The 12,328-nt window shown below is 39.3% G+C and carries 10 protein-coding genes; all 10 read right to left on the reverse strand.

What is annotated here, in order from left to right; translation table 11 throughout:
- Nucleotides 1-68: 68 nt before the first annotated feature.
- The 10 genes from ymfI to dapG all read right to left on the reverse strand — a co-directional run bounded on the left by ymfI (nt 69) and on the right by dapG (nt 12,303).
- Nucleotides 69-806, reverse strand: coding sequence for an elongation factor P 5-aminopentanone reductase (gene ymfI / locus CR194_RS07770; RefSeq protein ID WP_110609112.1), 738 nt, complete (start codon nt 804-806; stop codon nt 69-71).
- Nucleotides 799-2,100, reverse strand: coding sequence for an EF-P 5-aminopentanol modification-associated protein YfmH (gene yfmH, locus CR194_RS07775; RefSeq protein WP_110609113.1), 1,302 nt, complete (start codon nt 2,098-2,100; stop codon nt 799-801). Before yfmH ends, ymfI begins: the two co-directional genes overlap by 8 nt.
- Complete coding sequence (yfmF, locus tag CR194_RS07780) at nt 2,093-3,385, reverse strand: EF-P 5-aminopentanol modification-associated protein YfmF (protein WP_110609114.1); 1,293 nt, start codon at nt 3,383-3,385, stop codon at nt 2,093-2,095. Before yfmF ends, yfmH begins: the two co-directional genes overlap by 8 nt.
- Before the next feature lie 253 nt (nt 3,386-3,638).
- Nucleotides 3,639-4,361, reverse strand: coding sequence for a GntR family transcriptional regulator (locus tag CR194_RS07785; RefSeq protein WP_110609115.1), 723 nt, complete (start codon nt 4,359-4,361; stop codon nt 3,639-3,641).
- 154 nt (nt 4,362-4,515) lie between these two features.
- Nucleotides 4,516-6,909: an FtsK/SpoIIIE family DNA translocase gene (locus CR194_RS07790; RefSeq protein WP_110609116.1), complete on the reverse strand. Its 2,394-nt coding sequence runs from the start codon at nt 6,907-6,909 to the stop codon at nt 4,516-4,518.
- 146 nt (nt 6,910-7,055) lie between these two features.
- A complete protein-coding gene (locus CR194_RS07795) occupies nt 7,056-7,268 on the reverse strand; it encodes a YlzJ-like family protein (protein ID WP_110609117.1) in 213 nt (70 codons plus the stop codon).
- Nucleotides 7,265-8,014, reverse strand: coding sequence for a ClpP family protease (locus CR194_RS07800; protein WP_408640736.1), 750 nt, complete (start codon nt 8,012-8,014; stop codon nt 7,265-7,267). The genes CR194_RS07795 and CR194_RS07800 overlap by 4 nt, the downstream gene beginning before the upstream one ends.
- Before the next feature lie 191 nt (nt 8,015-8,205).
- Nucleotides 8,206-9,876 (reverse strand): ribonuclease J, encoded by a 1,671-nt coding sequence (locus CR194_RS07805; protein WP_110609119.1) that lies wholly within the window; start codon nt 9,874-9,876, stop codon nt 8,206-8,208.
- Nucleotides 9,877-10,205: 329 nt separating this feature from the next.
- Nucleotides 10,206-11,069, reverse strand: coding sequence for a 4-hydroxy-tetrahydrodipicolinate synthase (dapA, locus tag CR194_RS07810; protein ID WP_110609120.1), 864 nt, complete (start codon nt 11,067-11,069; stop codon nt 10,206-10,208).
- A gap of 10 nt (nt 11,070-11,079) precedes the next feature.
- The gene (gene dapG, locus CR194_RS07815) at nt 11,080-12,303 is read right to left on the reverse strand and encodes an aspartate kinase (protein WP_110609121.1); all 1,224 of its coding nucleotides are present in this window, start codon (nt 12,301-12,303) and stop codon (nt 11,080-11,082) included.
- Nucleotides 12,304-12,328 lie beyond the last annotated feature (25 nt).

Genomic DNA, 12,328 nt, shown 5'->3' on the forward strand with positions numbered 1-12,328 from the left:
TGCTTGTATTAACAATCATTACATAGCTTGTCTCAAAGAAGGAATAATATTCGCTGGAGAACATTTTTTTAACAATACCATGCCCCGTTAACTGAAATAATTTGACCATTAATGTAACGTGCATCTTCTGACAAAAGAAAGGCCACAGTACCTGCAATTTCCCGTGTTGAACCTAGACGTCCCGCCGGAATATCTTCTTTAAGAAGTCGAATATCCTCTGAGGAATAGTGAGCAAGCATTTCCGTATCAATTGCACCAGGTGCAATTCCATTCACTTGCAATCCGCTAGGGGCTACTTCTTTTGCCAATGCTTTGACAAAGGAATTCTGTCCGCCTTTCACCATAGAGTACGTCACCTCACAGGAGGCGCCAGTAAGTCCCCATATAGAGGTAATCATTATGATATGTCCTCTTTTCATGGATAACATTTTTGGCAAAAACATTTTTGTAATTAACGAAGGAGTCGTTAAATTAATCGATATTTGTGAAGTCAATTCCGACGTTCCAACATCTTGAAAGAGTGTTGTTTGTCCTGAACCAGAATTATGTACGATTACTTCCGGTTGGAGATTTAAATGGTTGATTTTTTCAAGTGTTTCTGACGTGTGACGAAAATCTGCTTGAAGAAGGGTACACGATTGACCATACTTGTCTTCAATCGTCGCCTTTAATTGCTCTACTGAATCCCGATTTTGACAGTAGTGCAGAACGACGTCATACCCAAGAGAAGCTAAACGGAGGCTGATCGATCCTCCGATGCCTCCGCTTGCCCCTGTAATAAAAGCTAATGGTGAGGAGCTATGCACGTAAACCTTCCTCTTTTACCACTAAACATTTACTTATTTGGGTATCTAGGTCAAAATGACTCTTCATCGTTTCGGTCAAATCTTCTTTCGTCAGCGACTCCAATGTCGGGATTACTTCAAACAAATCCATGTCGTTAAATTTGTAACGAGTAAACTGGTTCGCTATATATTCTGGAGAGTTCATTGCTTTTAAGAAGTAGCCTATTTTTTTCTTGCGGATACGTTCTATTACATCCTCTTCAAGACGTTTTTGTTTAAAGTTACTAAGCAATTCTTCAATACGGTCAGCCAATTTCTCCGGCTCACTAGAATCTCCACCAATCACAGAAAAGCCAAATCCATGCTCAGCTGTGAAATCAAAGCTGAAACTATCGTCAATGAGCCCTTCCCCATAAAGGGTCTGGTAGTTCTCAGAACTTTGCCCAAACATCATCTCAAGCAATAATTGCAAGGACAATTCATGTTTTAATAATTCTTTTCCTTGTTTGTTAGGTGTTCGTTCTTTAATGCCCACAAGACACTTTCCTGTATTCACAGGCATAGGGATGACTACTTTTTTCTCCCGTACTTCTGCCGGTTCATCCTCAACATACCTTGTGATTTCCTTTTGATCAGCAAATGATTTATCTGCCTGATTTTTCCGTACTTGGTTAAGGATCTCGTTAGGGTCCACATTACCAACCACAAACAATACCATGTTACTAGGATGGTAAAACGTATGGTAACAAGTATAAAGCAAATCCTTCGTTGTTTTATTAATCGATTCAACCGTGCCAGCTATGTCTATGGATACCGGGTGGTTTTTATACAACGCTTTTAACAGACCAAAAAAGTTCTGCCAATCGGGATTGTCTTCATACATCTTGATTTCCTGCTCAATAATTCCCTTTTCTTTATCAACAGATTCTTCAGTAAAATAAGGATGTTGGACAAAATTCAATAAGGTGTCCAAATTCTTTTCCACATTCATCGTGCTTGAAAATAGATAAGCCGTTCGTGTGAAACTAGTAAAGGCATTAGCTGAAGCACCTAATTTACTAAAGTCTTGGAAGACATCCCCTTCTTCATCTTCAAATAATTTATGTTCTAAAAAATGCGCAATGCCATCTGGCACTCGTAAAGCTTCTTCTTCATTCAAAGGAATAAAATGGTTGTCAATAGAGCCATATTTCGTTGTGAATGTTGCGAATGTTTTATGAAATCCTTGTTTAGGAAGAACATACACTTTTAAACCGTTAGATAATTCTTCCACGTAGAGGGTTTCTTGCAATTGGTCAAAGGTCACCTTATTCATTAGCAGCTTCCTCCTTTCCTTTTAGAAAGTAAACAGTGTCCAATTGGATTTTTTGGGCCACTTTAATAATTTCTTCTTTGGTTACTTGATCGATTTTTTGTAGCCATTCATTTATAGGGACTGCTTTACTTGCAAGTTGATTATGGTATTCCAGTTCTATACGCCCTCTTGGCACATCCATTGTTTCAAGGACCTGGTTTTTGTAGACGGCTTTGGTTTGATCTAAATCTGCATCAGTAAATTTCCCTTGCTTCATTTCTTCCATTTGTTCAAAGATAATTTTCGTTGCCTGATCATACTTAGAAGATTGAATTCCTGACATGACGATCAGCAGGCCTTTATGACTCTCCACTCTCGATGCTGCATAATAGGCCAAACTTGCTTTTTCCCGAACGTTAATGAACAACTTGGAATGAGAAAAACCACCAAAAAGACCATTAAATAATTGCAAAGCAAAATAATCATCATCACCATATGTGACGTTGGTTCGATAGCCAATGTGGAGCTTTCCTTGTTGAACCGACTGTTCTTCAATGACTTCATTCTTTTCCTTCTCCTGAAAAAATTTATTTTCAGTAGAAACGTTGTCCTCAGGTGCTGCACTTTGTAGAGGGAAATATTTTTCGATCATCTTTTTCAGATCATCTACTTTCACGTCCCCCATCACATACAGGTCGATCTGATCTTCCACTAAAGCCTGTTGATAATATTCGTATAAGTTAGAACCATCGATTGCTTCTAAATCTTCTTCGTATCCTAAAACATGTAAACCGAACGGCTCATCTTCACACATTTCTTCTGTTAAGCGTTTGTTAGCGAATCGCATTTTATCATCGTAGACAGAAGAAATCTTTTGCCGGTGTGTTCTTTTTTCCTCATCGAGCATTTTAGAATCAAACTGTTTATTGGAGATCTTAGGATGAAGAAAAACAGATGAAAGTAGTTTTAAACCCCGATCCATTAGGGGCTCGCTATCTTTCAAAAATTTCTCGTTAGCTAAATCCATTCGAAATGAGATGATTTGTTGTTCGCCTTTTTTTGCAACATCTCCACTCAATGATGCACCATAAAGTTCCTCTAAGGCGCTTCGGATATGCTGTCTTGTGGGATAATCTTTTGTACCTGTTTGCAGAACGCTTGGCAGAATCGACCTCTTTGTGACTGTTTCTTTTTGTAAAGGGGCATTCATTTGTATAACAATGGTATTTGTTTTAAAAGTGGTAGACGGTATGACGTGCACACGAACCGGACCAACTTGGTAATGGACTACTTGTTCTTGTTCCATTTCTTTCCCTCCTTCTGTTATTCATAATATACCTAGAAAACGTATGATTATGTTTCTTTCCTTAATATACTAATTTTACGAAAGGATTGAATCTATAGCAAATATTAAAAGCAGCTTACTTAACGAAGACTAGAGTTCATGCCATAGTGAAGAAACAATTCCATCAGAACCAAAGGCGTTTTGTTATCCTTCGTTTCTTTTTAAAAAAACAGTGCCTACAAGTCAATGATGTAGGCACTGGTGAATATGAGTATTAATATACTCTTTTTCTTAACACGTGGAACTTGAACTTATCTGCACGAAAGTAATTAATAGAGTATAAAACAGGTTGTTCCTGTTCATCGTAATGCATTTGCTTTAAAACAAGAAGCGATGTTTCTGGATCACATTGCAAGATTTCAGATATTTTCTCGTGATAACCAAGGGGTTCAATCTGAGTCATCGCATAGGCAATAGTAGTACCCGATTTCTCAAGTTGATCAAATATAGACTGATGCTCATGTGACACATAATCAGGTAAATGTTGTTTAGGAATTTTATCAAGACAATAAACAACAGGTTCACCATCTGCTGTTCGAACACGTTCTATAACAATCATTTCATTTAGTTCTTCATCCAGGAAACGGCTACAGTCCTCTTCAGATGGACTATTAATTGAGGAAGAAAGGAAGTTGGTTCCAGGCTCTTTGTTCCCTCGTTTAATCATATCTGTGACACTAAACAATTCTTCAATTCCAGATGAAAACAGTGGCTTCGTATTAATAAACGTGCCTACGCCATGTCTTCGAATAATCACACTTTCATCTTCAAGCATCCTCAATGCTTCACGTAACGTAGCACGACTGACACCTAATTGCTTTGAAAGTTGAAATTCTGAAGGGAGTCTTTCCCCTGTTTGATAAATACCTTTGTCAATATCTTCTTTGATTTTATCGATCACTTGCAAATATAGTGGTCGTTGATCGGATTTAATCATTTAAACTCCCCCTGCAAAACAAGTTACTCATGATTCAATATAGTAAATGTAACATGAAATTCCATTTCAAACTATGTTTAAATAAACGTTTTCATACATTTTATTCAATAATATGGTGATCAACTTCGTTGATCACCATAAGTAAAGCCTTTTGTTATGACGATTCGTTCGACATCGAGTCTTGTTCTTTAGATATAAGCACTTCCCGTGGTTTGCTTCCTTCGTAAGGTCCAACTACACCTCTTACTTCCATCTCATCAATCAATCTTGCTGCACGAGCATACCCAACGCGAAAGCGGCGTTGCAACATGGAGACAGAAGCTGTTTGCATTTCTGTAATTAATTGAACGGCATCGTAATAAAGCTCATCTTGAACTTCTTCTTTAACAGGATCCATCTCTCCTTCTTTAGGCATCATTTCCTCTGCATATTGAGCCTTTTGTTGTTCAATACAATGCATGACGATTCTTTCTACCTCTTCATCTGATAAAAAGGCTCCTTGGATTCTCGTTGCTTTTGAGGCCCCGACAGGTAAGAAGAGCATGTCACCTTTACCTAAAAGTTTCTCTGCGCCATTCCCATCTAATATGGTTCTCGAGTCAGTTGAGCTCGATACACCAAAGGCAATTCTAGACGGAATATTGGCTTTAATTACACCAGTAATTACGTCAACAGATGGACGCTGTGTAGCAATTATTAAATGGATACCAGCGGCACGTGCCATTTGAGCAAGTCGAGTGATCGCATCTTCTACTTCAGAAGAAGCTACCATCATTAAGTCTGCTAATTCATCCACAATCACGACGATAAATGGCAGAGGTGAATAGGCTTCTGCTTCATCACGCTTTTTGTTTTCTTTTTTAATATATGCATTATAGCCTTCTATATTTCTTGTACCTGATGCCGCAAACAATTCATAGCGACGTTCCATTTCATTCACTACTTTTTTCAATGCTTGAGAGGCTTTCTTCGGTTCCGTCACTACAGGTGATAACAAATGAGGAATACCGTTGTAAACATTAAGCTCAACCATCTTTGGATCAATCATCATTAATTTCACTTCGTGGGGCTTGCATCTCATGAGAATACTAATGATAATTCCGTTTATACAAACACTTTTACCGCTTCCTGTCGCCCCCGCTACAAGTAGGTGGGGCATTTTATTCAATTCCGCAATGACCGCTTCCCCTGAGATATCTCTTCCTAGAGCGATCGCCAAGTGATTTTCTTTATTTTGCATAACGGTAGAGTCGAGAACTTCTCTTAAAGTTACAAGGGAAACCTCTTGATTCGGAACTTCAATCCCAATAGCTGATTTCCCTGGGATCGGGGCTTCCATTCGAATATCTTTTGCCGCAAGTGCTAACGCTAAATCGTCTGTTAAGTTGACAATTTTACTCACTTTCACGCCAGTACTTGGATATACTTCATATTTTGTTACCGCGGGCCCAAGATGGACTTTTGTTACTTTTGCGTTCACACCGAAACTTTCCAGCGTCCGTTCAAGCTTCCTCGCATTTTTTGAGAGCATGGCATGTTCTTTAGCTTGACTTGATTTAGCTGGGTTTGATAATAAATCTATTTCGGGAAGCAAGTAATCAGCATTCTCTGCAACCGCTACTACTAAAGAGGTTGTCTGTTTATGAGCATCCTCAACAACTGAAACATTTTCGTTCGTTTTTTCTTTGCTACTTTTATTAATAGGTTGATCAATTGGTTCAGACTCAATTGGCGTGACATCAATTCGATCTTGTTTTTTTGTTTCCGAAGCATTTTCTTCTTCATAAGCCGTTTTCGTAAAATCGTAAATAATCGGTTCTTCTAAAGGAACCTCTTCACTTTTAGGGTAAGATTCTTTCTCTGTTAGAGATCGTTGATGTTTTCTTGCTTTTTTCTCATCGATCCGGTCTTTGATTTTCATACCGAGAGCTTTTGAACTATCGACTAATTTATCTTTCATCGCTCGTAATAGATTCGCTGAACCTCCACTATTGTTTTTCACAAAATCAATGAACGATCTTCCTGTAACTAATACGATAGAGGCAATCATCAGACCGATAGCAAATACCACTGTTCCATGAGAAGAAAAAAGGACATGACTGACAGAATACCCGACAGCACCAAGCATTCCTCCCCCAAGGTCGTTGGTGATTGCCGTTCCTTGCAACTGTTGCCAATATAAATCCCATGTGTTCCGCACCACAGAACGGTCGATAAAATCAACTCTTGTTCCTAGTTCTCTGAACAGTTGTACATGACTTAACAATGTTAATGAAAAAACGAATAAATAAATTCCAATATACCGTCGGCTCCACAACACAGGCAGTTTTCTTTTCAGCATTAAATACAATGAAAATAAGCACAATGATATCGTTAATAAAATATGCCAACTCCCTAAGAAGAATCGGAATAGCTCTATTAACCCTTCTCCAACTATACCGAGTGAAGCAAAGGTGACGATGGAAATAATAAATAAAAATAATCCTGTTAATTCAAATGTTAATTGTTTTCGCCACTTTTGTGTCTTCTTTCTACGCTTTTGTGCCATCTAATCACCTCAACATAATATCTCACTACAAATGCAAGAAGCAGCCGATCGATCGGCTGCTATTCCTGACATTCACGAACGCTTGTTTCATTAATTATAGCACAGAGAGAGGATTTAATACTAGAATTGGCAAGAATTTGTCTTGTTTATTTCGAGGGTTTATATGGCTGTCCCGGAGTATACCGGGGATCTAAAAATAGATTAGGATCTGTCGACAATAATCGAACGATTCTATACTCATCGCTAACTTGCTCCAACATGAGCTGTCCTCCTGGAATATCAACAACTTGCTGCGCTTGATAATCTGATTCTTCGACGGGAAAGATCGAATCTATCTGTTGATAAGTGTATAAAATCATTGAATCACATCCTTTTTCTCTCCTTTGTTTTGTTCGATTAATTCATTTAATTTCCTTATTGCAGGACCTAAACCTCCCACTTCATTTATGATCCCTTCATTCACTGCATCTATCCCGATGACGTTTGTTCCAATATCTCTAGTTAGGTTTCCTTTTGACAACATTAAATCTTTAAACTTTTCTTCTGTAATGGACGAATGCTGGGTAACAAAACGGATGACTCTATCTTGCATTTTATCTAAGTACTCAAAGCTTTGTGGGACACCTATCACAAGTCCTGTTAAGCGGACAGGATGAATGGTCATTGTAGCACTTTCGGCAATAAAGGAATGAGTGCCTGCTACCGCAATAGGAACCCCTATGGAATGTCCTCCTCCTAGCACGAGTGTAACGGTTGGTTTAGACATAGAAGCAATCATTTCTGCAAGGGCCAACCCGGCTTCTACATCCCCACCTACCGTATTTAAAATTAACAAGAGTCCTTCAATTTTAGGATTTTGTTCTGCGGCGACTAATTGAGGGATCACGTGTTCATATTTGGTTGTCTTGTTTTGTGGTGGCAACTGCATATGGCCTTCTATTTGACCAATGATGGTCAGGACGTGAATATTACTTGCCTCCATTTGCGGAACATTCGTTTGTCCCAATTGCTGAATTTTATCAAGAATGCCGTCACCCTTTTCGTTTTTGTCCGGTTCAGGCTTTTCTCCTTGGTCTTGTTGGTAATCGTGAGTGTTTCTCATCATTTAATCCTCCCTTTTCCTTTTAGTATGGAAGAAGGGAGACGATTTCATGCAATGACAATCGAGAACAAATTCGGTGAGGGACGCAACATAAAATGGAGAGACTGCAACAAATAAAGTAAATATATGAACAAAAAAATCCAAAAGGGACAGCTAAAAGCTTGTCCTTTTCGGATTTACGACGATTCTATTCATTAAGTTTCCATAATAATTGGCATGATCATTGGGCGCCGTTTCGTCTTTTCATATAAGAAACGACTTAATTGATCGCGAACTTGCCCTTTTAATTGTGCCCACTCTGTTTGATTTTGCTCTATTGATTGATTTAACGTCTCAGTCACTAATTTCTCAGCGTTCTTTATTAATTCTTCAGATTCTCTCACATATACAAAACCTCTCGAGATAATGTCCGGACCAGATAGAATCTGATTATGACGTTTGTTTAACGTCACAACCACAACAAGGATACCGTCTTTTGATAGAAGGCGACGATCTCTTAACACGATATTGCCAACGTCTCCAACTCCTAAACCATCAATTAACACATGACCAGAAGTTACTTTATTCGCTAGCTTCCCTTTTCGCTTTGTAAACTCGACCACTTCTCCTTTTTCAAGAAGGAAGATTTTACTATCGTCTGTCCCTACAGTCTTAGCTAAGTTGCGATGAGCGTGTTGCATACGGTACTCTCCACTAACAGGAATGAAATGTTGAGGTCTAATCAAGTTCAACATCAACTTCAATTCCTCTTGACTAGCATGACCTGAAACATGAACTTTTTTCGTTTTTCCATAAACGACTTCAGCTCCGGTTCTAGATAAGAGGTCCACCATCTGTGAGACAACTTTTTCGTTCCCAGGATCAGGCATAGCTGAAATAACAATTCGATCATATTTCTCTATTTTCACTAACGAGTGTGACCCTTTAGCCATTTTAGCTAGACAACTCATAGGCTCGCCTTGACTACCTGTAGTTAGTATAACTATTTGTTCCCGATTATATTTTTTCATGTCTTGCTTGGAGATTAGCGTGTCATTTTCATCTTTTAAATAACCTAGATCTGTTGCGATTCCCACAGAACGTTCAATAGGTTTCCCAATGACGACCACTTTTCTCTCTTGTTTCTCCGCAGCATTTAGTACTTGCTGAATTCTGTGAATGTGAGAAGAGTAGACAGCAACGATGATTCGCCCGCTCGCTTCATGAAAGGCATCTTTCAAGCCCTCCGCTACGAATGATTCAGAAGGTGTATTTCCCGGAATTTCTGCGTTATGGCTGTCTGATAAAAGGCAAAGCACACCTTTGTCACCGATTTCAGTCAATTTCCCCATTTCAGTAGGCATTCCATCTACAGGATTTTGATCAAACTTAAAGTCTCCTGTGTAAACAATTGGACCCTGGGACGTATGAACAACAATTCCCAACGAATCAGGAATACTATGGTTTGTCCGGAAAAAGCTAATAGGTGTTTTTCCTATTTTGATTTTTGAATCGGAATGAACTTCTACAAAATTTGGTTGATGGCCTACTTCCACATCATCACAGTGGTCTTTCACTAGTGCTAATGTTAGCTTGGAACCATAAACAGGTACTTTCAAATCTCTTAATACATACGGTACAGCTGCAATATGGTCTTCATGGCCGTGACTAAGAATAATTCCTTTGATTTTCTCTTTATTTTCTACAAGATACGAAATATCTGGGATCACAATATCCACACCAAGCATGTCATCCGCTGGGTGCATACACCCTGCATCGATGATCATCATTTCGTCATCTAATTCAATCACATACATATTTTTCCCGACTTCACCTAATCCACCTAGGGATAATATGCGTATTTTTTCTGTTTGTTGATTCGACAATGGTAAATCCTCCTAATTAAATGATCTATTATTATACTTTCTAACTCGATCCGTTCACCCTCTGTTCATTAGTATAACGTATTCGCGTTTTCAACTACAAGTAAGAATAAACGAAACCAAGTTGAATTCGTTAGAATCTATAACAAATAGCTTTAACTAAACTTTTTTTCTCCCCTTCTCAAGTCACAAAAAAAGGGCTGTCTCAACAGGGTCCCTTTGAGAACAGCTCCTTTTTATCTCACCATATATTATTCAATCATTTTACTTTATCTCATCAAAAGACCTAGTCGTTCTTTTTCTCAATCTATAAGGCTTTTAATTCAACCCCCCTACAAAACGTCCTGTATCAATTGCCGCTCTTCCGAAGTTAAGGGGAGGAGTGGAAGTCTAACCCCTCCTACATCCATGCCTTTTAATTGTAACGCTGTTTTCACAGGAGCAGGACTTGGTGCGATAAACATCCCTTTCATAATAGGCAACAGCTTTTGATGAATCGATGCTGCTGTGTGGATGTCACCTTTTTTGAATGCTTTAACCATGTCTTGCATTTCCGTGCCTATAATATGACTGGAAACTGAAACGACACCGTCAGCACCTACGGCTAATGAAGGTAGTGTCAAACTATCATCACCACAGTATAAGGCGAAGTCATCAGGTGTATTCGAAATAATAGCCGTCACTTGATCTAAATTACCACTTGCTTCTTTCACAGAGGTGATATTCGGAATTTTCGAAAGGGCGATGACCGTTTCAGGAAGCATATTTACTACAGTTCTTCCCGGAACGTTATATAGCATGACGGGAAGGGAAGTCTTCTCAGCAATGGTCTTGAAATGTTCATACATACCTCTTTGTGACGGTTTGTTGTAGTATGGAGTAACAAGCATGATTCCGTCTACTCCAACTTTTTCAGCTCTTATTGTTAACTCTGCTGTAGCATACGTATCATTCATACCAGTTCCAGCATATACAGGAATTCTACCGGCAGATGCTTTTACTGCATAGTCGTAAAGGACAGCTTTTTCCTCAATACTTAACGTAGCTGATTCCCCTGTCGTCCCTCCAACGATCACCCCGTCCGTGCCATGATCGATTAGGTAGTTCATTAACTTGGGGATTTTTTGAAAATCAATATTCCCTTTAGAATCAAAAGGTGTAACCATTGCTGTTAAGACATTTCCTAAAGTCATCATCTTTCACTCCTTACTTTCCTTCATTTTCTATCAAAAACATTTCGTGAAGTGCATTGACAGCTTCAACCATATCTTCTTCTTTCACTAACACCCATATGGTCGTGTGAGAGTCAGCCGATTGTAATATTTGTATATGCCGGTCTGTTAAAGCTTCAACAATTTTAGAAGTGATCCCAGGGACACCTGTCATCCCCGCCCCAACAGCTGAAACTTTCGCACAGTTCTGTAAAACCTCAGGATGTAAATTCATCTCATTCAACACTTCAACTGTTAATTCAGTTAGGTGACTAGGTACCGTGTAAGCTACTCCAAACGGATGAATATTAATAAAGTCTACAGATATCCCAGCTGTCGCCATAGCTTTAAAAACCTTTGCCTGAAGATCAAATTCACCATCTGCGGCAGTCACTTTAATCTGAGAAACATTTTGCACATGAGCAATGCCTGTCACAGGTCTCTCAACAATATCTCTGCCTACTATAGAAGATGTACTCGTAGTAATTAATGTGCCAGTACCACCTTCAGAAGTCGATCTAATCCTTATTGGAACTTTTGCCTGCATAGCGACTTCGACAGCGCGAGGATGAATCACTTTGGCTCCTTGATATGCCATATTGCAAATCTCATTATATGTGACGACTGATAAAGGTTTAGCACCCTTGACAATTCTAGGATCCGCCGTCATGACACCAGCCACATCGGTGAAAATATCTACTACTTCAGCTTTTAATGCGGCACCAAGAGCTGTGGCAGACGTGTCAGAACCACCCCGCCCGAGGGTTGCGGTGGTTCCTTTAGCTGTCTCTCCTTGGAAACCGGTGACAACGATCACATCATATTCATTTAGAGCTGCCGTGATCCCTTCCACTTTCATTTCTGTGATCTTTGCATTCGTATAGTCTTCCGTTGTGCGAAAGCCCGCTTGCGCTCCTGTCATAGCGAGAGCCTTTAACCCTTTCATTTGAAGAAGCGCTGAGAATACAACGGAAGAGATCGTCTCTCCGCATGAAGACAGTAAATCCTGTTCACGTTTTGAAACAGTGGAAGAAACACCGCCCACTAACCCTAGAAGTGTGTCAGTGGCGTAGGGGTCACCGGATCTTCCCATTGCTGAAACCACAACGACAACCTTATAGCCATCTTTCACTGCCTCTCGAACGTGCTCGGACGATTGATTTCGTAATTTGTCTGATTTAAGTGACGTGCCTCCAAATTTTTGAATAACTATTTTCATCTCTTTATCCCTCTGCCTTTACTTA

The sequence above is a fragment of the Salipaludibacillus keqinensis genome (assembly GCF_003226325.1).
In the GTDB taxonomy this organism is placed as follows: domain Bacteria; phylum Bacillota; class Bacilli; order Bacillales; family Salisediminibacteriaceae; genus Salipaludibacillus; species Salipaludibacillus keqinensis.